This is a genomic window from Geomonas azotofigens (assembly GCF_018919395.1).
Classification (GTDB): Bacteria; Desulfobacterota; Desulfuromonadia; order Geobacterales; family Geobacteraceae; genus Geomonas; species Geomonas azotofigens.
Genome location: NZ_JAHLME010000008.1, coordinates 1 through 24,332 on the forward strand (window position 1 = coordinate 1; position 24,332 = coordinate 24,332).

Annotated in this window: 23 protein-coding genes and 1 rRNA gene; 13 read left to right on the plus strand and 11 right to left on the minus strand. The window is 63.1% G+C overall.

What is annotated here, in order from left to right; genetic code table 11:
* The first annotated feature begins 135 nt into the window (after window positions 1-135).
* Window positions 136-252, plus strand: a 5S ribosomal RNA gene (gene rrf / locus KOL99_RS19205).
* Between the two features lie 62 nt (window positions 253-314).
* Here the strand turns inward: rrf and KOL99_RS19210 are convergent.
* The gene (locus KOL99_RS19210) at window positions 315-1,844 is read right to left on the minus strand and encodes a radical SAM protein (protein WP_216512090.1); all 1,530 of its coding nucleotides are present in this window, start codon (window positions 1,842-1,844) and stop codon (window positions 315-317) included.
* Between the two features lie 248 nt (window positions 1,845-2,092).
* Here KOL99_RS19210 and ung point away from each other — a divergent pair, with 248 nt between their 5' ends.
* Entirely contained in the window at window positions 2,093-2,785 is a 693-nt protein-coding gene (gene ung, locus KOL99_RS19215; protein WP_216512091.1) for a uracil-DNA glycosylase, read from the plus strand.
* A gap of 64 nt (window positions 2,786-2,849) precedes the next feature.
* Here the strand turns inward: ung and KOL99_RS19220 are convergent, their stop codons facing one another.
* Window positions 2,850-4,448, minus strand: coding sequence for a methyl-accepting chemotaxis protein (locus KOL99_RS19220; protein WP_216512092.1), 1,599 nt, complete (start codon window positions 4,446-4,448; stop codon window positions 2,850-2,852).
* 302 nt (window positions 4,449-4,750) lie between these two features.
* Between KOL99_RS19220 and KOL99_RS19225 the strand changes: the two genes are divergently transcribed.
* The gene (locus KOL99_RS19225) at window positions 4,751-5,053 is read left to right on the plus strand and encodes a hypothetical protein (RefSeq protein ID WP_216512093.1); all 303 of its coding nucleotides are present in this window, start codon (window positions 4,751-4,753) and stop codon (window positions 5,051-5,053) included.
* A gap of 73 nt (window positions 5,054-5,126) precedes the next feature.
* On the opposite strand, the gene KOL99_RS19230 is transcribed toward KOL99_RS19225, so the two are convergent.
* The 3 genes from KOL99_RS19230 to KOL99_RS19240 are packed head-to-tail and all read right to left on the minus strand — an operon-like array spanning window position 5,127 to window position 8,479.
* Window positions 5,127-7,292 carry an ATP-binding protein gene (locus KOL99_RS19230; RefSeq protein ID WP_216512094.1) on the minus strand — a complete coding sequence of 722 codons (2,166 nt, stop codon included), beginning with the start codon at window positions 7,290-7,292 and terminating at the stop codon, window positions 5,127-5,129.
* Complete coding sequence (locus KOL99_RS19235) at window positions 7,279-8,154, minus strand: HDOD domain-containing protein (RefSeq protein ID WP_216512095.1); 876 nt, start codon at window positions 8,152-8,154, stop codon at window positions 7,279-7,281. Before KOL99_RS19235 ends, KOL99_RS19230 begins: the two co-directional genes overlap by 14 nt.
* A complete protein-coding gene (locus KOL99_RS19240) occupies window positions 8,144-8,479 on the minus strand; it encodes a hypothetical protein (RefSeq protein WP_328760838.1) in 336 nt (111 codons plus the stop codon). Before KOL99_RS19240 ends, KOL99_RS19235 begins: the two co-directional genes overlap by 11 nt.
* A 221-nt stretch (window positions 8,480-8,700) precedes the next feature.
* On the opposite strand from KOL99_RS19240, the gene KOL99_RS19245 reads away from it, so the two are divergent.
* From KOL99_RS19245 to KOL99_RS19255, 3 genes are all read left to right on the plus strand, one after another.
* Window positions 8,701-9,627 (plus strand): DMT family transporter, encoded by a 927-nt coding sequence (locus tag KOL99_RS19245; protein WP_216512097.1) that lies wholly within the window; start codon window positions 8,701-8,703, stop codon window positions 9,625-9,627.
* A gap of 80 nt (window positions 9,628-9,707) precedes the next feature.
* On the plus strand, window positions 9,708-10,493 hold the full coding sequence (locus KOL99_RS19250; RefSeq protein WP_216512098.1) for an Fpg/Nei family DNA glycosylase: 786 nt from the start codon (window positions 9,708-9,710) through the stop codon (window positions 10,491-10,493).
* A 205-nt stretch (window positions 10,494-10,698) separates the two neighbouring features.
* Window positions 10,699-11,226, plus strand: coding sequence for a DUF4142 domain-containing protein (locus tag KOL99_RS19255; RefSeq protein WP_216512099.1), 528 nt, complete (start codon window positions 10,699-10,701; stop codon window positions 11,224-11,226).
* Window positions 11,227-11,550: 324 nt separating this feature from the next.
* On the opposite strand, the gene KOL99_RS19260 is transcribed toward KOL99_RS19255, so the two are convergent.
* On the minus strand, window positions 11,551-13,089 hold the full coding sequence (locus KOL99_RS19260) for a cytochrome B6 (protein WP_216512100.1): 1,539 nt from the start codon (window positions 13,087-13,089) through the stop codon (window positions 11,551-11,553).
* A 257-nt stretch (window positions 13,090-13,346) separates the two neighbouring features.
* On the opposite strand from KOL99_RS19260, the gene KOL99_RS19265 reads away from it, so the two are divergent.
* The 5 genes from KOL99_RS19265 to aroC all read left to right on the plus strand — a co-directional run bounded on the left by KOL99_RS19265 (window position 13,347) and on the right by aroC (window position 19,455).
* Window positions 13,347-13,883 (plus strand): hypothetical protein, encoded by a 537-nt coding sequence (locus KOL99_RS19265; protein WP_216512101.1) that lies wholly within the window; start codon window positions 13,347-13,349, stop codon window positions 13,881-13,883.
* Window position 13,884: 1 nt separating this feature from the next.
* Window positions 13,885-14,412 carry a glycine zipper family protein gene (locus tag KOL99_RS19270; RefSeq protein WP_216512102.1) on the plus strand — a complete coding sequence of 176 codons (528 nt, stop codon included), beginning with the start codon at window positions 13,885-13,887 and terminating at the stop codon, window positions 14,410-14,412.
* A 157-nt stretch (window positions 14,413-14,569) separates the two neighbouring features.
* Window positions 14,570-16,120, plus strand: coding sequence for an apolipoprotein N-acyltransferase (lnt, locus tag KOL99_RS19275; protein ID WP_216512103.1), 1,551 nt, complete (start codon window positions 14,570-14,572; stop codon window positions 16,118-16,120).
* A 104-nt stretch (window positions 16,121-16,224) separates the two neighbouring features.
* Complete coding sequence (glgX, locus tag KOL99_RS19280) at window positions 16,225-18,357, plus strand: glycogen debranching protein GlgX (RefSeq protein ID WP_216512104.1); 2,133 nt, start codon at window positions 16,225-16,227, stop codon at window positions 18,355-18,357.
* Window positions 18,358-18,372: 15 nt separating this feature from the next.
* A complete protein-coding gene (gene aroC / locus KOL99_RS19285; RefSeq protein WP_216512105.1) occupies window positions 18,373-19,455 on the plus strand; it encodes a chorismate synthase in 1,083 nt (360 codons plus the stop codon).
* Between the two features lie 6 nt (window positions 19,456-19,461).
* Here aroC and KOL99_RS19290 read toward each other — a convergent pair whose 3' ends face one another.
* Together KOL99_RS19290 and KOL99_RS19295 are read right to left on the minus strand one after the other, a co-directional pair.
* Window positions 19,462-19,890, minus strand: coding sequence for a hypothetical protein (locus KOL99_RS19290; protein WP_216512106.1), 429 nt, complete (start codon window positions 19,888-19,890; stop codon window positions 19,462-19,464).
* Window positions 19,891-19,894: 4 nt separating this feature from the next.
* Entirely contained in the window at window positions 19,895-20,344 is a 450-nt protein-coding gene (locus KOL99_RS19295) for a hypothetical protein (RefSeq protein ID WP_216512107.1), read from the minus strand.
* A 213-nt stretch (window positions 20,345-20,557) separates the two neighbouring features.
* On the opposite strand from KOL99_RS19295, the gene KOL99_RS19300 reads away from it, so the two are divergent.
* Both KOL99_RS19300 and KOL99_RS19305 read left to right on the plus strand, forming a co-directional pair.
* Window positions 20,558-21,073, plus strand: coding sequence for a DUF1440 domain-containing protein (locus tag KOL99_RS19300; RefSeq protein WP_216512108.1), 516 nt, complete (start codon window positions 20,558-20,560; stop codon window positions 21,071-21,073).
* 49 nt (window positions 21,074-21,122) lie between these two features.
* Window positions 21,123-21,992 (plus strand): sterol desaturase family protein, encoded by an 870-nt coding sequence (locus tag KOL99_RS19305; protein ID WP_216512109.1) that lies wholly within the window; start codon window positions 21,123-21,125, stop codon window positions 21,990-21,992.
* Between the two features lie 90 nt (window positions 21,993-22,082).
* Here the strand turns inward: KOL99_RS19305 and KOL99_RS19310 are convergent, their stop codons facing one another.
* From KOL99_RS19310 to KOL99_RS19320, 3 genes are all read right to left on the minus strand, one after another.
* The gene (locus KOL99_RS19310) at window positions 22,083-22,268 is read right to left on the minus strand and encodes a hypothetical protein (RefSeq protein ID WP_216512110.1); all 186 of its coding nucleotides are present in this window, start codon (window positions 22,266-22,268) and stop codon (window positions 22,083-22,085) included.
* Between the two features lie 129 nt (window positions 22,269-22,397).
* A complete protein-coding gene (locus KOL99_RS19315) occupies window positions 22,398-22,910 on the minus strand; it encodes a M48 metallopeptidase family protein (protein WP_216512111.1) in 513 nt (170 codons plus the stop codon).
* Window positions 22,911-22,992: 82 nt separating this feature from the next.
* Window positions 22,993-24,300, minus strand: a complete 1,308-nt coding sequence (locus KOL99_RS19320) for a 4Fe-4S dicluster domain-containing protein (protein ID WP_216512112.1) — start codon at window positions 24,298-24,300, stop codon at window positions 22,993-22,995.
* Between the last annotated feature and the right edge of the window lie 32 nt (window positions 24,301-24,332).

A 24,332-nucleotide genomic window follows, 5' to 3' on the forward strand; every position in this document is an offset into this window, starting at 1 on the left:
AAATTCTTAGAGAGGGGGGTGGTTCTCCACCCCCCGATCATAAACTGCCGATGCTGCCAACCTACATTCATGATGATGCAATTGAAGAGAAATAGACTGTAGGGGCGAATGATTATTTGTCCTTACCAAGAGTTTCTCTGTGGCTATGCCGAGAGGGTCACACCCGTTCCCATCCCGAACACGGAAGTTAAGCCTCTCAGGGCCGATGGTACTGCACTGGTAACGGTGTGGGAGAGTAGGTCGCCGCAGGGAATTTAATAGAGAAAGCCCCGTCTGATAACCAGACGGGGCTTTTTCGCATTCTGGGGCCGATGTCACATGCCGCTCTCGGCCAGCACCATGGGACATTGAGCAGGCGGTACCAGCACCGTTCCCGACTGGAAGTAGGCATCGCGGAAACAATATCCCGCCTTGGTTTGGCACTTCGCCAAGTTCTTGCAGTCGTAGCACGCCGCTCCCTTGAGTTGCTCCGTTTTGGGAGTGGAATGGTTCAACAGAGGCTCGCTGTTCCATACCTCGAGGATCGAGTTGTGCGACACATCACCCACGAAGAGGGCTTCGTCTTCGGGCACGATGTCGTAGAGCATGACTTTCCCGTCGGGAGTTATCGTCATGCTGCTGTGCGCGCCAAAGGAATGATCCTCTTCCTTCCATCTCCTGATCCTCTCTTGGATCTCGATATCCTCGCCTGGTAGCGCATCCAGAGGTTTCGCGTTTAGCCGCTTTGGTACCCCGACCGTGTCCTGTGCAGGCTCGCACCCCGTAGTCCTCAGGTCTATCTCGGGGAAATCGACCCTGGCACGGCGACACTGCTCGGTTATCGAGTTTCTGTCTTCCTTGCTCAGGAACAACCTGTCATTTTTGCCGTAGATGCTCCTGTTGTACGCAGCCACGGATATCTGGCGCACACCCATGTCCTGCAGCTCGTCGACCCACTCGTAGATGTGCGGAACGGTGAGCGCGGTCGCCACCGTTTTTACTCTCAGGTTGAAACCCCTCTTCAGCAAGTTCCTGATGCTGTGCACCGCCCTGTGGTAGTAGCCCGGGCTGCCGGCGAGTTTGTCCGCTGTCGGTTCATCAGGGTCCAGGTTCAGTTGGATCTCGCGCACGTACTGGTTCACGGGTTGCGTCATCCCGATGGAAACCAGCCGGTCTGCTATCTCCTCGGTGATGTAGCACTTGGTGGAGAGGGCGAAGAGCATGTCCAGATCGATCAACTCCTCGATCAGCTTCAAGGCGTCCTTCCGGAACAGCGGGTCGCCGCCGGAAAGGGACACCTGGTCTATACCCAACCCCTCCGCTTCCCGTAGCAGTTCCTTCCAGCGCTCCGTCGAGAGCAGTTTGCTTTCTGGGACGCAGTGTCCCTTCGCGAAACAGTACGAGCAATTGGTGTGGCAATCATTGGAAAACATCAGGTTGAGGGACAACGGTACCGCCGGTCGCTCCTGGGACTTCCACTTCGCTGGTTGTACCGTTAAGTCGAAAGGATCGATCCTTTTGACATACGGCTCCAGCTCAGGAGTCATGTTGACGACGGCATCATCGTCCCGGTTGGCGGCCATGATGGCGCGGGTGACGAATTCCTGAGATTTCTCCTGGGACTCCAGGTCGAAGGCGTACTGGGCGATCATGGACAGGTGCCTGAAGGTCAACCTGCCGTCCATGAGCGCGAGCGTCGCGCCCATTTTGGGGGACAGCATGGAGTAGCGCACCTGCTCGTGCTCGTAGCGGCACAGCAGGCCCCAATGACCATTTCGTTTCAGGCGCCAGTAAGGAGAAATAACGGGAATTGTGGTCTCGGTGATAGCTACGTCCTTGCCCAAAACCGAACATTCTAGTGGCATGGTCTCCTCCTTCGGGTTTCGCCTCTGTTTTACAACCCCAACAGTCTACTCCAGCATTAAAAACTGTCAATGTCTGTTGCTTCGGGGCGCTATTCCTGCAACAAAAGTTGCTTTGCCTGTTGCGGAGGAACAGGTGAAGGAGGTGATGCGCAGCTACATTGGGTGCGTGTAAATTCGGCTTGGCTGTCGTTGGGAGGGTATGGTAGTTTCTGCTCTATTCAATGGATGAAGCACGCGGAGTTGGCACGATGACAAATGAATCGCAGGTGCGTTTGGAAGCGAGTTGGAAATCCCATCTCGTGGAGGAGTTCGAGAAACCCTACATGCGGGACCTCAAAGAGTTCCTGCGCCAGGAACTGTCCCGGCGGAAGGTGATCTATCCCAAGGGGAGCGAGTACTTCAACGCCCTGAACTCCACTTCCTTTGACCACGTCAAGGTCGTCATCCTGGGCCAGGACCCGTATCACGGCCCGGACCAGGCTCACGGGCTGTGCTTCTCCGTGCAGCACGGCATCGACATCCCCCCTTCGCTGGTAAACATTTTCAAGGAGATCCAGAGCGATCTTGGGCTGGCGCCGGCTGACTTCCGCCATGGACACCTGAGGGCGTGGGCGGATCAGGGCGTGTTGCTGCTTAACAGCGTGCTTACGGTGGAGGGGGGCAGGGCGGCGTCGCACCAGGGGAAAGGGTGGGAGGTCTTCACCGACCGCGTCATCGCGCTTTTGAACGAGAAGAAGGAGCACGTCGTTTTCATGCTCTGGGGAGCCTACGCTCAAAGAAAGGGAGCCGTCATCGACGAGAGCCGGCACCTGGTGCTGCGCGCCCCGCATCCCTCACCACTTTCGGCGCACCGCGGCTTCCTGGGGTGCCGGCATTTTTCCAAGGCCAACGCCTACCTGGTGCAGCACGGCCTGTCCCCCATCGACTGGCGCCTCCCCTGACCCACCAATAAAAACGGCCCGGGCATCGCCCCGGGCCGTCCTAGTCCTGGTCATACCTTTTTAGTTAGTAGCTGAACCGGCTGATCTGTCCTTTGAGGTTGGCCGACAGCGAGTTCAGTTTGTCCGCCGTGGTCATGGACTCGCGGTTGGCACGGGCCGTTCCCTGGATGATCCCCGTTATCTGGTGCACGTTGTTACTGATCTCGCGGCTGGTGGCGCTTTGCTCCTCCGCCGCCGTGGCGATCTGGCCTATCTGCAGGGTCACCTCGTTGATTTGCTTCAGGATACCTTCAAGGCTCTGCCCCGACTTCACCGAGTCCTCCGCCCCCTTGGCCGCTTCCCTTGCGCTTTCCTGCATCACTTGAACCGCCCGCGTGGTCTCCTCCTGGATGGACCGGATGTTGTTCTCGATCTCCTTGGTGGCGTGGGTGGTCCGCTCTGCCAGGCTGCGCACCTCGTCGGCGACGACGGCGAAGCCGCGACCCTGCTCGCCGGCACGGGCTGCCTCGATGGCGGCGTTGAGCGCCAGGAGGTTGGTCTGGTCAGCGATGTCCTGGATGGTGTTGATGATCTCTCCGATCTGCTGGGACATGGCACCCAGGCTGCTCACGCTTTCGGAGGTAAGGCGCACCTTCTCGTTGATGAGCTGCATGCCAAGGATGCTCCGCTCGACGTCGGCGGAGCCGATGGTGGCCATGTCGCAGGCGCGCTGCGCGCTTTCCACCGCCTGCAGGCAGTTCTTGGAGATGTCGGCGGAGGTTGCCGCCATCTCCTCTCCGGCGGTCGATACCGTTTCGGTCTGTCCCGCAACTTCTTCGGTGGTCCGGGCCAACTGTTCCGTGCTTTGGTGCAGCTCCGAACTCGCCTCTGTCACCGAGTTGGCATTGTCGGCTACGGTCTGGACGATGGCGTGCACCCTCTCGATGAAAAGGTTGAAGTAGCGGCTCGCGGTCCCGATCTCGTCATCTGACTCGGCCAGGCGCCGGGTCAAATCACCGTCCCCCTCGGCGACGTGTTTCAAGGTCGCGATCAGGGCCCGCATCGGCTCGAGCGCCCGGTGCATGACCAGGAAGGCGACCAGCGCCAGAAGCCCCGCCAGCAGTACCGAGATCCCCAGGCTCAGGTACTTCAGGTCGTCGAACACGGCCAGGAATTGCGACTTCTTATCGCCGACGAAGAGGGCGCCAATCACCTTCCCCTGATTGTCGAGCAGCGGCAGGTACGAGGCGAAATGGGGCACGCCGAGGATCTTGGCCTCGCCGAGGTAGGTGGAGGCGTGGTCCATGACTGCGTCCCTCGCCGCCCCCTGCAGGGAGGTCCCCACCGCACGACTGCCGTCATCCTTCTTGATGGTCGTGGCCACCCTGACGTCGCCCCGGAAGATGGTCGCTTCGCCCCCGAAGATTTCCTTCATCTTGTCGGTCAAATCGTTGCGCCCGTCCAGGACGGTGCCGTTTGCCTGCAGCTTACCGTCCACCATCGCGAATCCGGTGCCGTTCGGGGCCACGAACTCGCGAAAGGCCTTGGTCCGTGAGGTGAGCCCGACGGTGACCTGCCGGGTGATCTCCTTCTTGATCACGTAAAGCGTTACTGCCGATGTGGTGATGGTGGCGATCAGGACGATGGCCACATTGGCGATGACAATCTTTTTACTGATGTTCATTAATACGCACCTCTTGTCGCTGATGGTGGACGCAGTTGTCCGTCGATTTGTAATACATTTCGACTTACCGGCTAGAAAATTTAGGGATTTCCGCGGTTCTTTTTGTATACAGTATACGGATTGTCACAGGCTGGCATGTTCAGGGCAGGACACTGGCATAAATCGCCTTGAGGTGGGCATATCAGAGTCGCTGAAGACACGATTTGAGGATGAGTGTACGATATCGAAATTCACTTGCAAACAGAGGCGAGCCTTCCTATACTCATAATATCCTGAATTGTCGTTGAAAAAGGAGGCTCGCCATGAAAGGTATTGTCAGGAAGCTCGGTTTTCTTGCCGCTGTTACTCTCATATCCGCCCTCCCGGTAGCTGCCGAATCAGGCATGGGGATGAGCGGTTCGGATAGTGTTCAGAAAGATGAGTGCCTGCTGGTAGCGCAAACGTGCCGCGACAGTGTTGACTCACTACAGCAAAGGATCGCCAGGCTCCAACGCGAGATCGCCAAGGGGACCAGCGTGTACACCAGGGATGAGCTGAGGAGCCTGGAGTTCCAGCTCAAAGATGCGATTCAAACGATGGAAGTCTTGACCAGGGGCGGCGCGTAACCGAATCTCCGCCGCGAAAAACGGGATGCAACGGGATGGGGGCCGCAGCTTGGGCCTCCATTTCCGTTGCGCTTCATTCTTTCGGGGGGGCGGCAACCGCTACAAACGCCGCGAAGGCTTCCTGCAACTGGTCAAAAAGCGGGGACAGCAGCTGGAGATCGTTGTTCTTGACTGCCTGTTCCATCTGGGCCGCTAGCTTGCGCACGCGCGCCGCGCCCATGTTGGCGGCGGTTCCGGCGATTGTGTGCGCCTTGAAGTAGCAGGTCTCGTGGTCCCCGCGCCGCAGCGCCTCCTGCAGCAGGCGAAGATGCTCGGTCGCTGCCTCCATAAACTTCACCACGAACAGCCCCACCAGATCCTCGTCCCCATCGAGACGTTCCAGGAGGTCACCAAGGTCGAAATCCGGCTCCTCGCATGGCGTCCCCGACGAGGGTTTCGCTCCCTCCGGCACCTCCGCGGTGTGCAAGGAGCGCTGCCCGTCGCTGCAGATCCTCCTGATGACCGCGTTCAGTTCCTTTTCCCGCACGGGCTTGGAGATGTGGCTGTCCATCCCGGCCTGGCGACAGATCTCCACGTCCTCCTTCATCGCGTTGGCGGTCATGGCGCAGATGTGCACCCTTTGCCCGGTGTCTTTTTCACGGCAGCGGATGATCCTGGTGGCCTCCAGCCCGTCCATGACCGGCATCTGCACGTCCATGAAAATGAGGTCGTACGGCGCTTGCCCCCACTTTTCCAACGCCTCCTCGCCGTTGGCGGCGCAGTCGACCTGGTGATTGCCGGTCTTGGCGATGAGCTTCAAGGAGATGAGCTGGTTGATCGGCACGTCGTCGACCAGCAGTATGCGCAGCGGGCTGAGCCCTTCGGCGCCCGATTCTTCCGAGTCCTCAGTGGGCAGCTCTCCCGCCAGCGGGAGCCGCGCCTGCAGGGTGAAGCTGAAGACGCTCCCTTCGCCCAGCCGGCTCTCGACACCGAGGGTCCCCCCCATGAGCTCCACGAGGCTTCTGCTGATGGAGAGCCCGAGACCGGTACCGCCGTAGAGCCGCGTGGTGGAACTGTCCGCCTGGGAGAACTTCTCGAAGATCACATCCAGCGCCTGCGGAGCTATGCCGATGCCGGTGTCGGCGACGGCGAACTTCAGCAGCACCCCCCCCGCGGTGTGTTCCAGCAGCCGGCAGCTCACGGTGATGGTTCCCTTGTGGGTGAACTTGAGGGCGTTGCCCACCAGGTTGCCGAGCACCTGGCCGATGCGTACCGAATCCCCCACGATGAGCTGCGGCAACCCCTGGCCCACTTCCAGCTGGACCTGCACGCCCTTTTCCTGCCCGCGCAGTATGAAGGGCTGCAGGGAGCGGACCAGGAAACGATGCAGGTCGAACACGATCTTCTCCAGCGTGATCATGCCGGCTTCGACCTTCGATATGTCGAGGATCTCGTTGATGATGGTCAGCAGGCTCTCTGCGCAGTCGGAAAGCGATCCCAGGTAGTCGCGCTGCACCTCGTCGAGGGGGGTATCCATGAGCAGGCGGGCCAGGCCGATCACGCCGTTCATCGGGGTCCGGATCTCGTGGCTCATGTTTGCCAGGAAGATGCTCTTCGCGGCGGTCGCCGCCTCCGCCTGGACCAGCGCGTGCTCCAGCTCTGTCGTGCGCTGCTGCACCTTCAGCTCCAGGTTCTGCATGTGCTCCTGGAGCATGTCGTAGAGCTCGGAGTTTTCCACGGCGTAGGCCGTGTTGATCAGGATGCTGCTCAGGGCGTTGAGCGTCGATACCTCGGTGTTCAGATGGTTGCCCGGCATGATGCCGGCGAACATGCCCCTGATCCGGCTGTTGGTCGCCAGGACGTGCAGCACCAGCGTCTCGGCGCCGGATATGGTGGGTACCACCACCGGGTGGTTCTGGTTTAGGGCCCAGGCGAAGGTCCCGTCCTGCACCCTCGCCTCCACCTCTTTGCGGACGCTCGCCTTGGCGCGCTCCGGCTCGCACACCGTGAGCCCGAAGGAGGAGTCCTCGTCGATGCCGAACATGGAGAGGGTGGCGAAGGGAATGAGCCGCCTTAGTTGCCCGAAGACCGCCTTGATCACGAAGGAGGACTCCTTGAGGCGATAGATGTCGGACTGGAAGTCGCTGCAGGCGGTGAGGACGTCGAGGGTCTTCAGGTAGTTGAGGTTGGTCTCCTCGAGAAAGTTGACCCGCTCCTGGAGTTTGCGGATCTGGATGTCCCTGGGGTCATCGGGCGGCATCTTCACCCCCGAAGAGAGCGGAAACGGTCTGCTCGTAGGTGGAGTCCACCTGCTTCACCAGCGTCGGCAGGTAGAAGCTCGAAATCTGCAGCCGTTCCCAGACCCCGTGGTCCAGTTCCGGAACGAAGACCTCTCCGCTGTTGCCTATCTGCAGCGCGTGGGCGATCACGTCCGCGAAGTGCAGAATGGCCCCCTCCCTCGGGTACTGATCCCCCTTGCTGCAGTCGTGGTGGGTGCCTACCGGTTCGGCCACCCTTGGCGGGATTTTCCAGCGCTTGAGCAGGGCGCTCCCCACCTCGGCGTGATCGAAGCCCAGCCGCTCCCGCTCGGCGCGGTGCAGCAGCGATCCCGTGGCGCGGCATTGCTCGAGCAGCTCCAGGCAGATCTCCGGAATCTTCACGTACATCACCAGTCTCCCGACGTCGTGCAGGATGCCGGCCACGAAGAAGCGTTCCAGGTTTGACTCCCGCTGGCTGGTGGCCAGAAGCCTGGACGCGAGACCGGTGGCGATACTGTGCTTCCAGAACTGCTCCATGTTGACCAGGTCCCCGGGGATGCCCCGGAAGACGTCCATGACCGAGAGGGCCAGCGCCAGGTCACGCACCTGGAGGACCCCGATGATGGTGACCGCCTGGGTGATGGTGTCGATCTTGGAGAAATAACCGAACAGCGGGCTGTTGGCGAGCTTCAGGATGCGCGCGGTCAGCCCCTGGTCCTCCGCGATGATCTTGGCGATGTCGCCGATGGAACTGCGGGGATGGTCGATGGCCTCCGACAGCTGCGAATAGAAAAGGGGGAGGGAGTGGATGGTGGAGACGTCCTCCACCATGTGCTCCACCGACAGTTGGGGCTTACGCAGCACGGGTAGCCCTCCTCTCGGTGCAGATGCGCATCAGTTCCTTGATGGCGGGGTGTTCCGGATCGTTGTAGATGAAGAGCCGCTCCATCTCCGCCCTGGCGTGCGCCAGGAGCGCCGGGTCGATTTCCTGGCTCAAGGGGGGTGTTGCCTCGTCGTCATCTATAATGGCGTCTCCGGCCACCTCGACCTCGAGAACACCCCACATCCGGAAGATGGAAAAATGCTTGTCGGTAAGCTCGGCGCCGGCGGGGAGGAGCATGCGGCCGCTGCGGTCGCAGACGTTGCGGCTTAGGACCATGCCGGGTGTCAGGTTGTCGATGTGGACCACTGCCAAGGCAAAGCCTCCTTTCGGGGGACGCTGGCTGCACCAGCGCCAGTCTTCATAGTATCGGCGGGCGCCCACTTTTACTTTAGCGAAGATAGATGGACCTCCAAGTGCTGCCACCGCGGCTGAGGGTGCTTCTGTTACAGCCTTAGAGAAGTTTAAGTCATAGTGTTCCGGCGTCACAACAGTTGACATCCGCGGTCACCCCTGTCTTTAATAGGCGGATGCAAAGAACACAACACGACGATCAGCGCTCATCCAGAGCGACCTTCTGGCTGATACTGACCACGGTCTTTTGGGGTGGCAGTTTCATCTTCAACAAGATAGGGTTTCGCGAAATCCCCCCCGTAACTTTCCTGTTTTACCGCTTCGCCCTGGCGACGCTGCTCATGGGGCTACTCTGCCTGCCGCGCCTTAAGCGTTTCAACCGACGCACCTTGCGGACCGGCTTGCTGGTGGGGCTAGCGCTCGCCGCCACCAACCTCTCCTTCGTCCTCGGGGTGAGCGGAACCAGCGTTTCCCGGGCCGGGTTCCTGAACAACCTGTTCGTGCTCCTGATTCCGCTGCTTTGCTTCGCCTTCTGGCGGGAGCGGCTGGACCGCCTGAGCGCGGCCGGGCTGGTGCTGGCGCTTGCGGGACTCTGGCTGCTGGCCCGGGGGGGTGTTGACGGCTTCAACAAGGGAGACCTGCTGTCGACCCTCTGCGCGCTGTTCATCGCGCTGCACATCATCTCGGTGTCGAAGCTTCTGCGCGACGAGGACATCTACCTGCTGAGTTTCGTCCAGTTCGCCACGGTGGCCGTGGTTGGGGGGACCCTGGACCTGCTGCTTCCTTCCGCCCCCCTGTCCGTCACCTGGGTCTCGCTCGGCTCGCTCATCTACTGCGCCATCTTCCCGACCGTGATCTGCTTCACCTTGCAGAACACCTACCAGCGCTACACCACCCCCACCAAGGCGGGGCTCATCTACACCATGGACCCGGTCTGGAGCATGATGGGTGGTACCATGCTGCTGGGTGAGAGGCTCACCGTCGAGGAGTGGACCGGCTGTGCCCTGATCTTCGCCGCCGTCGTGCTCCCCCTGTCCGTGAAGCGCCTGCGCGAGCGTCAGCTCGGCGTCGACTACCGCGCCGAGGGCGCTGCCGCCGACTGAGGTACTCGCCCCCGGCGTTGACATCGCGCCGTCGCGGGCTACGCTCACCCGAGTGAATCTTCCGCTCAAAGGAGGCACCCATGCCCGAACTCCCCGATCTCACCGTCTATGCCGAGAACCTCGCCAAAGCCCTGACCGGCAAGAAGGTTCACGAGGTGGCGTACCACCAGAGGGGCAAGCTGAACGTCTCCGAGGCCGAACTCTCCAACGCGGTCGCGGGAGCCGCGGTGACCGGCGTCGAGAGAGCCGGCAAGCAGGTCGCCTTCCGGTTCGGCAACGGAAACATCGTGCGGGTGCACCTCATGCTGACCGGCGGCTTCGTCCTGTCCGACTCCGCCAAGCGGGACCGCCTGGGGTACCTCGTGCTCACCGTCACCTTCGAAGACGGTTCCGTCCTCGCCGTCACCGACGAGAAGGGGTGGGCGAGCGTGACCCTCAACCCCGGCACGGAGAAGGACGCACCCGATGCCCTGGCCGTCACCGAGGAGCTGCTGGAGCAGCTCTGCCGCAAGAAACCGAAGACCCTCATCAAGCCGCTGCTGCTCGACCAGGCGCTGATCGGCGGTATCGGCAACGCCTACGCCGACGAGATCCTTTGGGCCGCGCGCATCTCCCCGAAGTCACCCGCCGGCAAGCTCCCTTCCGAAGCGGTCCGGGCCCTGGCGGACGCGATCCCGCGGGTGCTTCAGGATGCCATAGCCGAGCTGAGGACGCGGCACCCGGACATGGTGTCGGGCGAGTACCGGGAATTTTTGAAGGTGCACCGCCCCGAACTGAAGACTTCGCCCACAGGCGCCAAGGTCATCAAGGAGAACGTGCAGTCAAAGCGCACCTACTACACGGAGGAGCAGCGGCTATACCAGTAACGGCGCGCCCCGGCGCCGCCGGCGACATCCATTTTCTCCAGTCATCCTCGAGCGCCCGCACGGGCGCTTTTTCGTTGTGCCCCCCGATGGTCCCCCGGCTACCGGTTCCTTCCGGTTGACAAGAGGGCGAAGGCCGCTACTTTTAGATGGTTAGATTTTGCTAATCTGACATATCATCGGCTTCGGCCAACAAAAAGGAGGCAACATGAAGAGAAAACTGGTGTGGATGGCGGTGGTTTCCCTGTTTGCGGTGTGCAGCCTGGTGCTCCCGGCACTGGCGGCCGACAAACTGACCATGGGCGAGAAATCGTTCGTGAAGGAGGCGGCCAGCGGCGGCATGATGGAGGTCGAACTTGGGCAGATGGCCAAGGAGAGGGGCAAGTCGCAGGAAGTGAAGGATTTCGCCCAGCGCATGCTGACCGACCATGGCAAGGCCAACGACGAGTTGAAGAGCGTGGTGGGCAACAGGGTGAAGCTGCCGACCAAGCTGGAACTGAAGCATAAGGCCACCGTGGAGAGGCTCTCCAAAGCTTCCGCCGACGAGTTCGACAGGAAGTACGCAGAGGCCATGGTGAAGGACCACAAGAAAGACGTGGAGAAGTTCACCAAGGAGAGCAAGAAGGTCAAGGATCCGGAACTCAAGGGGTGGATCGAAAAGACCCTGCCGGTGCTGGAGCAGCACCTGCAGCACGCCAAAGACATGGCTCACAAGCTGGGCGTGAGCGAGAAGTAACGCCGCGGCGTCAGCCGTGCACGGTGGCAATTGGGGAGGGGCTTCGTCGTCAGGCGAAGCCCCTCTTCGCTTCAGCGGGCCCGACCATACCTGACCGTCATGTCCGCCAGGCGAGGGGCGATGCCCATGAGGTCGCACGACGGCGGCAGCCGCCACTGCCAATTCCCCTCGGTCATCCCGGCGTGTTCGTCCTCGATTCCTCCACGCCTCCCAGCAGGTCCTGCACCTGGTTGATCGCGGTCCGCGCCACCGACATCAGTGAAAAAAGCCCCACTCGTGGAAGTGGGGCTTTGGCTGCAAGGTGACGGGTGCCGCGTGCTGAGGCTAGAGCACGCGCAGGAAGGCGACCAGGTTGTTCTGCTCCTCCTGGCTGAGGCGCAACCCCAGGACGAGATCGAAGAACTTCACCGTATCCTCGAGGGTCAGGCAACGGCCATCGTGCAGGTACGGGGGGCTCTCCTTGATGCCGCGCAGGGTGAAGGTCTTGATGGGGCCGTCGCCGGGCTCCCTGGTGAAGCGGTCCAGCTGCAGGTCGTGCATCTGTTGGTCCAGGTAGAACGGGGCCGGGTGGCACAGGCCGCACCTACCCTTGCCGAAAAACACCTGCTGCCCGGCAAGCTCGGCCTGGGTCGCCCTCTCTGGGACGAGGAAACCAGCCGGGTCGAGCTTGGGAGCCGGAGGCACGTCGAACATGTTCTGCATCTGGGCCATGTGGGCGACCTGGACGCGGCTGATCACGTTCATCCCCTTCTTGGCGGCGTGGATCTCGTCACCGTTAAAGTAGGCGGTGCGCTGCTCGAACTCGGAGAAGTCCTCCACCGAACGCAGGCTCCTTTTCGAGGCGTGGATCTGCTGGTTGAAAAGCCCCCTCAGGCTCACGGTATCGAGCCGGAAGCGCCGCTCCTGCGGGCGGATGTCGGGGCTCAGGTGAAACTGAGCTGTGGTGTGTCCGTTGACATGGCAGTCCAGGCAGGTGACCCCGAGGCTCGGCTGTTCGCTTTTCCTGTCGTCTGTGGGGTTGAACTCCTCCTGGGGGAACGGGGTCAGCAGCATGCGCAGGCCGTCAAGCTGGACCGGGGTGAGCAGGTCCTTGAACAGGCGGTAGTAGTTGTTGATGGAGACCACCTCGCCGCGGGAGACGTCGCCCAGTTCCGGCCGGTTCTGCAGGAAGATCGCCGGGGGGAATTCGGGCAGGAAGGCCTCGGGGATGTCGAAGTCGACGTCGAAGCGCTGCAGCCTCGGGAACATGTCGATCTGCATCTGTGGGAAGACCTGTCCGCCGTTGACCTGCTTGGGGTGGGGAAGCGGCGGGTAGGGGAACAGGTTCTTCGCCCTGATCTCGCCGGGAGGCATCGCCGCCAGTCTCTCCCACGAGGCGCCTTGGGCGAGCCGCGCCGTCGGGCCGACTGCGATCGGCTTGCCGCGCGACATCTTGACGTCCGGCGACAGCCTCGGGCGCAGGTCATAGCGCGATTCCAAAAGCCGGCGCTGGGTCTCCATCACCTTGGGCTTCTCCGCAACGTCCTTCTGGTACACCTCCTGAAAGGTCATCATCGGTTTCTTGGCGTCCAGCGGGTCGCGGTAGAACTCGAAGCCCAGGATCTTTCCTTCATCAGGCTGGTTCTTCAGGGCGGTCGAGACAGGGGCGGCTTTGGTCGCCTGGAAGATGTCCGACTGGTCGTGGCTTCCCTTTTGCTGTTCCGGACGTTTTTGCGGTACCTCCCTCGGTGTCTGGGCTTCCATGACGGCGTCCGGCGGTCCCTTGGGGGGGAGGTGCCGCTCGGCGGTCCACGAGTTGACGGCCGGGACTATCAGAGCTGCTGCAAGAAAAAGGGACGAGACGATGGTTGAATTTTTTCTCATACGTTAGCTCCTTTCAGACTGGGAATATTTAGAACCCGCTAATTTTTACATGGTCGGCAGGGAAGTCAAACTGCTTGGGGTGGAGGTGGCTTGGGCGCTGGTCGGTGCTGTATCAACCACACTGTTTGCGGTGGCAGCTTCACATTGACAGGGTAGACCCCGCGGGGTATGTTGTCTCCGGGTTAGCTTTTGCAGATATTTCGGGCAGGTAGTATACTGAAATGGTTGCAAAACATCCCTCAAAGGAGGGCTACGTCATGAAGATGATCCGGATTAGCACCCTTTTACTTCCGTTGTTCCTGGTCGCTGTGTCAGTGACCGCTTCCGTTACCGCCAGCCGTGCCGATTCGGGAGCGCGCGGGGAAACGTTCACGCGCGTCGCCGGCCGAGGCGGCGGTGAAGTCGGAGCCCGTGCGGCGGGGCGGGGTGGGGGCGGCTACAGCCGCGGCGGTTACGGCTACGGCGGCCACAGGGGCGGCGGGTACTTCTCCGGCAGCGTCTATATCGGCCCGGGGTGGGGCTGGGGGTGGGATCCCTTCTTCTATCCCTACTACTACACCTACCCGTACTACTACACTCCGCCCACCGTGGTGGTGCCGCAGGAACCGCAGGAATACATCTCCCCCGACACCGACACCGGGACCGGCACCGGAACCGAGCAAACCGGGTACTGGTATTACTGCCGCAAGCCGGAAGGTTACTACCCATACGTGGAGCGCTGCCCGAGCGGCTGGATGAAGGTCGTGCCCAATACCACGCCACCGGCACAGTCAGAGGACGACAAGGAGGATTGACATGAGAAAGACCAGGACCACAGTGTGGTCGTTGCTAGCCTTCCTGGTGCTGGGTGGTTGCGTCACCATGCCCACGGGCCCAAGCGTCAGGGTGCTGCCGACCCCGGGGAAATCCTTCGAGCAGTTCGTGGCTGAAGACTCCCTGTGCCGCAGGTACGCCGAACAGAGCCTGGGCATGAGCCCGCAGGATACCGCGAACCAGAACACCGCTACCAGCGCGGTCGTCGGTGGTGCCGTCGGGGCCGGCGTCGGGGCCCTGTTAGGCGCGGCCGGCGGCAATGCGGGTGCCGGCGCGGCGATCGGCGGCGGTACCGGCCTTCTCTTCGGCGCGGCGAGCGGTTCCGAGTCGGGCCGGGGCTACGGCTACGAGGCCCAGCGGCGCTATGACAATACCTACGTGCAGTGCATGTACGCCAAGGGGAACCAGATACCGGGCTCGGTGCGCAAGGTGCGCCGGGCACGCCCCTACACCCCTCCTCCTCCGCCCGACATGTACTCGGTTCCACCGGACTATTATCCGGAGCGTTAAAAGAACGTGGGGCGCCTTCCCGGGCGCCCTTTCTTTTGGGCGGCGCGGGTTGCGCCCCTGTTAGATTGTGATTATTAAGCGGCTGTGCTATCGTGCCAGGCTGCGCGGCGTCGGGGCGCCACCCCCTGCTGCAGTTATTGCGAAAAGAGGTTCATCCTTGGCTACTTCCCCCGATTTCAAGATCCTGTTCCCCTGGGGCGCCGCCGTCGCGAGCGGGGTCCTCATGTTCCTGGGCTACGCCGGTTTCGATCAGTTCTACCTCGAGTGGTTCTTCCTGGTTCCCTTGCTCTGGGCCCTGCGCGACCAGCGCCCGGGGCGCGCCTTCCTCCTGGGCTGGCTGGCCGGGATCGTCGGACACGGCGGGGGCTTTTACTGGATCATCCAGATGTTCCAGCAGTTCGCCGGCGCCCCCTTTGTCGCCGGGGTGTTCGGCCTGTTACTCCTCGCCGCCGCCAACGGGATGGTGCTGGCGCTCTGGGCCCTGGGGACCCGCCTTCTGACCCGGGACCGGCAATGGTACGTGCTCTGGGCCGCACCGGTCCTCTGGACGGCCATCGAGAAGCTCTGGCCGGAGGTCTTTCCCAACTACCTTGGGGCGAGCCAGTACCGCATCTCGCATCTCACCCAGATTGCCGACTTCGCCGGCATCCTCGGCGTCTCCTTCCTGGTGGTCTACATGAACGCCACCCTGTACTGGGTGACGTTGCGCTGGCGCGAGCAGAGGGAGTTGCCGTGGCGCCCCGTTGCGGCCCTCACCGTGACGCTGCTCCTGGTCGCGGGGTACGGGGAGTTGCGCCTCAGGGAGGTGGACCGAAAGCTCGCCGCGGCGCCAAGGCTGACGGTCGGCTTGGTGCAGACCAACCGGGGAGCGGCCGACAATCACCTGGCGGTGGACCTGATGCAGAAGGAACATCGCGAGCTGTCGCAGGACCTGGTGGCGAGACAAAAGCCCGACCTGGTGGTCTGGCCCGAGGGGGTCCTGAGCGTTGCCCTCGATTCCCGCGACGGGAGCCTTCCCACCTGGGCGCTGGGTGATCTGCGCACGCCGCTCCTCTTCGGGGCGTGCCTGCAGATCAAGGAGCAGGGGGAGACCCGCTTCTGCAACAGCGCCCTCCTGGCCGACGGCTCGGGGCGCATCCTCGGGAGCTACGACAAGACGGTGCTGGTACCCTTCGGCGAGTACATTCCCTTCGGCGATACCTTCCCCCAACTCTACGCCTGGTCCCCGTACAGCGCGAAGTTCTACTCGGGCAGGAGCGCCGAACCGCTGAAGCTGGGGAACCACCTGCTCTCGGTGAGCATCTGTTACGAGGACATCTTCCCCACCCACATCAGAAAGCTCATGCGCGGCGGGGGGGCTGGGCGTCAGCCGGAGGTCATGATCAACATGACCAACGACTCTTGGTACGGGAAATCGGTGGAGCCCATGGAGCACCTGGCACTGGCCAGCTTCCGCTCCATCGAGAACCGCCGCTCCCTGGTGCGGGTCACCAACACCGGCATCTCGGCCTTCGTGGACCCGGCGGGACGCATCGTCAGCCGCACCGGGGTCTGGACCCGCGAGGTACTGGTGGGCCGGGTGCCGCTTCTCGAGGGGGGGACGCTGTACGGCGCCGCCGGGGACTGGATCGGCTGGCTCTGCGCGGTCATCTCGGTGTGCGGCATTGCCGTCGCGACTCTTTCTAAAAAAGAACGCTCGTCGGTTTGACTGAAAAACATAATCATCTATAGTCTCACAGGGTAAAAAGAGCAGTTACAGCCTCATCCTCACAGAGAACGCGCTCACGCTATGTGATCGGCCGGAAGGACACAATGGCGACAACGACTGGAAGGGCAGGCAGGAGAAACGGCGAACTCCCCAGGGGGAACACCTCCCCCCTGGGCGCCACGGTGATCCGGGGCGGGGTGAACTTCAGCGTCTTCGCCAGGGATTGCACCGGCGTGGAACTGCTCCTCTTCGACCGCGCCGACGACACCGCCCCCGCCCGCGTCATTACCCTCGATCCCAAGCACAACCGCACGTATCATTACTGGCACGTCTTCGTTCCCGGGATCGGTGCCGGGCAGCTCTACGGCTACCGCGTCGCCGGCCCCTTCGAGCCCCAGCGGGGGCGCCGCTTCGATCCCGGCAAGGTGCTCATCGACCCTTATGGCCGCGCCATCTCCGTCCCCGACGGGTACCGCCGCGGCGACGCCTGCCTCCCCGGCGATAACGCGGTGAGCGCCATGAAGAGCGTGGTTGCCGACCCGCGCGGCTACGACTGGGAAGGGGACCTGCCGCTCAAGCGCCCCTATTCGAAGACGGTCATCTACGAGATGCACGTGGCGGGCTTTACCAAGCACCCCTCCTCCGGGGTCGCCGAGGAGAAGCGCGGCACCTATGCGGGCCTGGTCGAAAAGATCCCGTACCTTAAGGAACTGGGCATAACCGCCGTGGAGCTCCTGCCGGTATTCCAGTTCGACCCGCTCGACGCCCCCCTGGGGCTGCGCAACTTCTGGGGGTACAGCCCGGTCTCCTTCTTCGCGCCGCACGCCGCCTTCAGCTCCAGGAAGGGGCCGCTGGGGCCGCTGGACGAGTTCCGCGACATGGTCAAGGCGCTGCACAGGGCGGGCATCGAGGTGATCCTGGACGTGGTCTACAACCACACCTCCGAGGGGGACCACAACGGCCCCACCTTCTGCTTCCGCGGCTTCGCCAACGACGTCTACTACTCCCTCGACGCCGACGGCGGCTACATCAACCACACCGGCTGCGGCAACACGCTGAACGCCAACCACCACGTGGTGCGCCGGCTGATCATCGACTCCCTGCACTACTGGGTCAAGGAGATGCACGTCGACGGCTTCCGCTTCGATCTCGCCTCCATCCTTTCCCGCGACGGCCAGGGGCGCCCGCTCAAGAACCCCCCCATCCTCTGGGACATCGAGTCCGACCCGGCCCTGGCCGGAATCAAGCTGATCGCGGAGGCCTGGGACGCCGGCGGCCTGTACCAGGTGGGTAGCTTCATCGGCGACAGTTGGAAGGAATGGAACGGTGAGTTCCGCGACGACGTGCGCCGCTTCCTGAAGGGAGACGAGGGGGTGGTGTCGCGCTTCGCCGCGAGGATGCTGGCGAGCCCCGACATCTACGGCCACCAGGAGCGAGAGCCCGAGCAGAGCATCAACTTCGTCACCTGTCACGACGGCTTCACGCTGAACGACCTGGTTTCCTACAACGACAAGCACAACGAGGCCAACGGCGAAAACAACCGGGACGGTTCCGATACGAACCTGAGCTGGAACTGCGGCGTCGAGGGGCCGAGCGAGGACCCCGCCGTCGAGGCGTTGCGCAACCGCCAGGTGAAGAACTTCATGGCGGTCACCCTGCTCGCGCTGGGGACCCCGATGATCCTCATGGGTGACGAGATGCGCCGCACCCAGCGCGGCAACAACAACGCCTACTGTCAGGACAACGAGTTGGGGTGGTTCGACTGGGACCGGCTCGCCGTCCATCCGGATGTCTATCGCTTCACCAGGGAGCTGATCCGGGCGCGGCTCAGGCAGAGCGACACGCCGGCGGAGGCGCTGACGCTGAACCAGCTCCTGGGGCAGGCGCGCCTGGAGTGGCACGGCGTCCATCTCGGCACCCCGGACTGGAGCTACCAGTCCCACAGCATCGCCCTCACGGTGTGGAGCGCGTCGAAACATCTCGTGTTCCATTACATGGTCAACGCCTACTGGGAGCCGCTCACCTTCACGCTGCCACCGCCCAGAAGGCTTCCCGGCGGCGCCTGGCATCGCTGGATCGACACCTCGCTCGACTCACCCGACGACATCTCCCCCTGGGAGGACATGCCGGTGCTCGGGTCGGAAAGTTACCGGCTGCCGCCGCGCAGCCTGGTGGTGCTGGTTGCGAAGCGGCACCCGAGAAATACCTCCCGGGCCGCCGCCAAGGCCGCCCGGTAAGGGGAAGGAGCTGATATGTCGTCCATCTTCGGTACCTTGTTCAGAGTCGCCACCTTCGGCGAGAGCCACTGCCCAGCCGTCGGCGCCATGGTTGACGGAGCGCCGGCCGGGATGCGTCTTTGCGAGGCCGACATCCAGCCGCAGCTGGACCGCCGCCGTCCGGGACAGAGTGAACTGAGCACCAAGCGCCAGGAAGAGGACCTGGTTACCATCCTTTCCGGCGTCGAGGACGGCATCACCCTGGGCACCCCCATCGGCCTCATCGTCCACAACCGCGACCAGCGTCCCGGGGACTACCAGGAGATGTCGCAGGTCCCGCGCCCTTCGCACGCCGACTACACCTACCAGGTGAAGTACGGTGTGCGCGCCTCCAGCGGCGGCGGGCGCTCCTCCGCCCGCGAGACCATCGCCCGCGTGGCGGCCGGCGCCATCGCGGAAAAGTTCCTTTTCGAACGGCACGGCGTCGAGATCGTGGCCTGGGTCGATGGCGTGGGGGCATTGGAAGCGGGCGACGTCGACCTGGAACGGATCACGCGGCAGCAGGTGGATGGGCATCCGGTCCGCTGCGGCAACCCCGCCATGAGCCAGGCCATGGCCGACCTGATCGCCCAGGTGAAAAGCCGGGACGATTCCGTCGGCGGGACGGTCCGCTGCGTCTGCCGCAACCTTCCCGCCGGACTGGGGGAGCCGGCTTTCGACAAGCTGGAGGCGCTCCTGGCGCATGCCATGCTCTCCATTCCGGCCAGCAAGGGGTTCGAGATCGGTTCCGGGTTCAGCGGCAGCCGCATGCTGGGCAGCGCCCACAACGATCCTTTCGTGGATAAGGGAGGGCGGCTGGGGACGGCGACCAATTACTCGGGAGGCGTGCAGGGGGGGATTTCCAACGGGGAGCCGGTGTACTTCCGCGTGGTGTTCAAGCCGCCGGCGACGGTGGCCCTGCCGCAGAAAACGGCACGCTTCGACGGCAGCGAAACGGTCCTGGAGGCGAAGGGGCGCCATGACCCGTGCATCGTGCCGCGGGCGGTGCCGGTCGTGGAGTCGATGGCGGCGCTGGTGTTGATGGACCTGTTGTTGCGGCAGGAGTACCGCAAGAGGTAGCAGCGGCTAGGGCTGGCAGGCCTGCTGAAGGACTAGTCCCATGCGCGTGTCGGGTGGCAGGTATTGCCACTGGGTGACGGCGGCGAGGTCGCTGGTCTTGAGGATGTCGCCGTTACTGTCCAGGTGGCTTGCGGCGAGCAGGTGCCCCTCGCGTTCCTCGCAGTTGATTTCATAGCTGTAAAGGGTTTCGTGCAGCATGGCCAGCTGCGGCAGCCCTTTCAGCATCCTGAGGGCTTCCTTTCTCCCCTGGTCGCTGTAGACGACCCGCGTCCTGACCTGGATCACCCCTTCCCGGACCTTGTTGCCGCCGCCTCTATCGTAGAAAAAGCTGGATTCCTCGTTCTGGTCCAACAGAAACCAGTCCGGCGCAGCGCACCAGGCCGCGGTCGAGAAAAGGGCTCCCGCGCATAACGTGGCAAGAAAGAACGCTCGCATCTGCTCACCCCCTCGCGTCCGACTCCTCCGCCCGCATTTTCACCTTCTGCATCTCCGTTTCCAGGTCGGTGAGGATTTCCTCTTCCCCCCGGACCACTCCCTGCACCTTCAGTGACTTGCGCAGCAGGTCCAGGTCGTACTCGAGGTAGAGCGGGGCGACCGGGCTCTGCCGCGCCGATTTCACGATTTTCCTCACGATGAAGCCGGTGAATTGCGGGTGCTCCAGGAGTTCGTGGCGCAACGCCCCGTCATAGGGACGCACCAGCACCCGTTCCTTCACCTCTTCCCCGTGCAGGGTCATCTCCGAAATGAAGACGTCGGCGCTTTCCTCGGTGAGCCGGGGATCGACCACCCCCTGCATGTAGCGCTCCGGGTGCTGCAGCCTGTCCATCAGCATGTTCCACAGCGTCTTGTGCTCGCAATGTACCACCACTTGCAGGGTGCGGACCAGCATGGGAGCCTCCTGAGCGTTTCGTTGCGCTGCTCTCTGAAACGCGTCGTAATTATAAAACGCTCTCTTAGAGGGTCAAGCGGCCCTGTCTCAGTAAAACCGCCGGCGTTCGTGTGGGTTGCCCTAAATTGACAGCCCAACTGCGGGGGCTACAATGTGGGAGCTGTTCGGAGTGGGTCGAAAATCAAACATCAATGCAGGCACAAGGAGGCTGGCATGTTCACGGAAGATCGTCCGCGGTCCTTGATGGTGCGGCACCCGGTCCTGTTGTCGATGGCGGCGGGCCTGGTGGCCGGTGCGGTGGCGGCCGGCAGTGACAAGCTGCTGGACCGGTTGGTGAGCGCGAAGCAGAAGAGGCGTGACCGGCGGGTCAGGGAAGCGCCGGCGCACCAGATGGCGGGGCCGTATTTTGCCTCCAAGGTTTTGGGGCGCAGGCTGGATTCCGCGGAGAAAAAGCGGGCCCGGGCCGCTTTCGGCGTCCTCTACGGCGTTGGCTGGGGCGTTATCCACAGCCGGCTCACCAGGACGTTTCCCATTCTCACCCGTTGGGGCGGTCTCCCCTTCGCCGTCCCCTTTTTCTGCGCCTGCGACGGGATGATCGCGCCCGCGCTCGGGGTTTCGCCCGGATTGCGTCGCATTCCGTGGCAGCCGAGCGCGAAGGAGTTGTGCAACCACATCGCCTGGACCGCCGCCGCCGAGTTGGTGCACCGGGTGGCGGGGGATAAACGGTGAGTGCTGGCCTAGCCACCCTGTGGCGGGGCCGGTGACAAGGGAGGACGGCATGGCTGGTCGAAGGGATCCCCTGAGGGGCGAACTGCCCAAGTGGTTGAACGCGGCGCTTATCTTTGGCACCTTCGCCGCGGTCGCGGCCAGGGAGCTCAGTCGTCCCCTCCGGCGCGGGAAGGAGGACAAGCTGCGCCGCGACGCCCGTAACGCCGCGTTTGCGGTCCTGGCCGCCGCGACCGTGGCGGTCGCCGAGAAGCCGGTGGTGGGGCCGCTCGCCCTGCGGGTGCAGGCGAAGCGCCTGGGGCTGCTGAAGTTGTTGTGCCTTCCGGCCTGGGCCGAGGTGGCGCTTTCGGTCCTGCTCCTCGACTACACGCTCTTCATCTGGCATGTACTGACCCACAAGGTTCCCCTGCTCTGGCGCTTCCACAGGCCGCACCACGTCGACCTCGACCTCGATGCCAGCACCGCGCTGCGCTTCCACTTCGGGGAACTGGTCCTGTCGGTGCCCTGGCGGGCGGCGCAGGTCAGACTCATTGGCGTCTCGCCGCTGGGGCTTGCCCTGTGGCAGACCCTCACCCTGATGGCGATCATGTTCCACCATTCGAACCAGAGGCTCCCCTACCGGGTCGAGCGACGCTTGTGCCGCGTCATCGTCACCCCGCGCATGCACGGGATCCATCATTCCGTGGTGAAGGAGGAGACCGACTCCAACTGGTCGACCATCTTCTCCTGGCCGGATTACCTGCACGGCACCATCCGCCTCAACGTGCTGCAGGACTCCGTGGACATCGGCGTCGCCGGTTACCAGGACCCGCGGCAGCTGACCCTCGGCCGGGTGCTGGCGATGCCGTTCTCCCCGCAGGAGGAGGGACCGGGGCCGAAGCGCGAACCGCTGCCGGTGCCACCGACCGTGCTGGCGGTGTGACTCTCTGACCATCAGACGCCCCAAAAGAAAAGAGACCCATCGAAGTTCATGATGGGTCTCTTTTTTGGCACCGCACGGAAACGCTGTGGGTCAGGCCAGCGGCCCACGGGGAGGATCTTTGGGGCGGGTGTGGACCACCCCTGACAGGATGCCGATCCCCAGTAGTATGATGCAGACGATGGCGATCTTGAACATGGCCACCCCCGCCGCGACCAGGGTCCAGGCGATGCCGCCGATGATGAGAATGAACCCGATGATGTAGAGCGCGAACGACATGGGATCCTCCTTGTGCCATGGGAGACAGCGGGAAAGATTAGTTGTTGTTAACTTTGCAGCAGACTAAATGCTAGCGGGAGGCTTGCCGTTGTCAATGGCGGAGGGGGCGCCGGGAGCGAGGGGGGCGGCTCAGGGTTCCTGGTACAGCGGGCCGAAGGCGTCGAGGTGGGTCAGGTACAGCCTGGTGTCAAACTCGAGCTGGTGGTAGGAGGGTTCCATGTACTCGCAGAGCTGGTAGAAGGCCTTGTTGTGCTCCTTCTCTTTGAGGTGGGCCAGCTCGTGCACGACGATCATGCGCAGGAACTCGACCGGGGCCGTTCTGAACAGGGTGGCGATCCTGATCTCGTGTTTCGCCGTCAGTTTCGCGCCTTGTACGCGGGAGACAAAAGAGTGGAGGCCGAGGGCGTGGTTGATGACGCTGATTTTCGGGTCGTAGCTCACCTTGCTGAGGGGTTGGGACTTGCGCAGGAATTCGTTCTTGAGGTTGACGGTGAAATCGTAGAGGGCCCGGTCGGTCCTGACCTGATGCGGGGTAGGGTACTTGGCCAGCAAAACGCCCCCCAGCTCGTTGTGCGCCAGGAGGCGCTCCACCTTCGAGGTGACTTGTTCGGAGTATCCAGCCAGGTATTTCAATCCGCGCATTTCATTATTCCCGCCACGATGTGGTACGACCAGCCGCGAAAGTAGCACATCGTCCCGGGAAGTGCAAACCGGGAGACGGGGTTCACAGCCGCAAGGGCATCCGGCTGGAGCGCTCCGCCACCCGCTGCATCATCCACCCAAGGTAGCGGGAGCCGAGCTCGCTGGCCGCCAGCTTCCGCTTCACCGCCGGGAGCCTGAGGATCGCGCCCACGATGGCCGCCATGGCCCGATGGTTGAACATGGCGCGGTTGTCCCAGATCAGGTGCTGCAGCTTCCCTTGTTCCAGCGCCATCAGCACCAGCCGGTGCGCGTTGTCGACCGGCGTGACCACCCGCTCGCCCTTCGGGATGAGAACCAGGGAGTTGGTGCGGCACACTCTCACGCAGACGCCGCAGCCAAGGCAGCGCTCCTGGTCCTGCACGCATCGGCGCTGCCAGGGATGCTGCGGGTCGTTGGCCGATACCAGCCGCATCGCTTCGGCGGGGCAGGCGTCGACGCAGCGGCCGCAACCGCTGCAGCGCTGCGGCCCCAGCTCCGCGAGGTAGTTGGTGCTGCAGACCGGCTGGAGGCTGCAGAACTTGCGGGCCCGGATCAGGGTTTCGCAGCAGCAGCTGCAGCAATTGCAGATGGAGCTGACGCCGAACTGCGCGTTGTCCGCCACCTGGACCAGGTTCTGTTCCCTGCTTTGCTGCAGGAGCTCGAGACACTGCTCGGCGCTGGTTTCCCGTGCGTGCCCGTGCCGGATCAGTGAGTCGGCCAGGGCGTCGAAGACCATGCAGGTTTCCAGGGGCGCGGAGCACGCCCGCCCGACGTGCCTCATCTTATGGCGGCAGCTGCAGGTGCCGACGCCGATCCTTTTGGCCCCCTGGATGACCTCGCTAGCCCGCTCGTAGTTGAACAGCCGCGCCAGGTTCGAGGACGGGACCTGTTCCTCATCCACCATGATCCGCGTGCTGGGGGTGCTGGCGCCGGTGTATAGGTCGCGGATGTACTCTTCTTCCTGGTTCATGTACTGGTCGAGCAGCCGGCTCAGGGCGGGCTGGTCCACATCCTTCCTGACCCGCATCAGAACGAAATCGAGGAATCCCGCCATGGGAGGCGGCAGGATGTAGAGCTTTTCCCCTTCCTGCTCCGTGTCCAGCAGCAACCCCCGCTCCGCCAGCCCTTCCAGGGTGCGGTAGGCCTCGACTTCCCTCACCCCCCAGGCGTGGGCCGCCCGTGCCGCGGAGAAGGGGTGCATGGGGAGCTGTCCCACGAGCTTCGCCTCCTGTTCGGTGAAAAGCAGGGCGAGGATTTTGGCGAAGAGTTCCGAGGGGGGAGCTCCCTGGGGAAATCTTTCCAGGCGCTCCATCAACGAGCTGTATCCGTTGCGACTTTGGAGATGCGGCATGGCGGCTCTCCTGATGATCCAGTTCGGCGAGA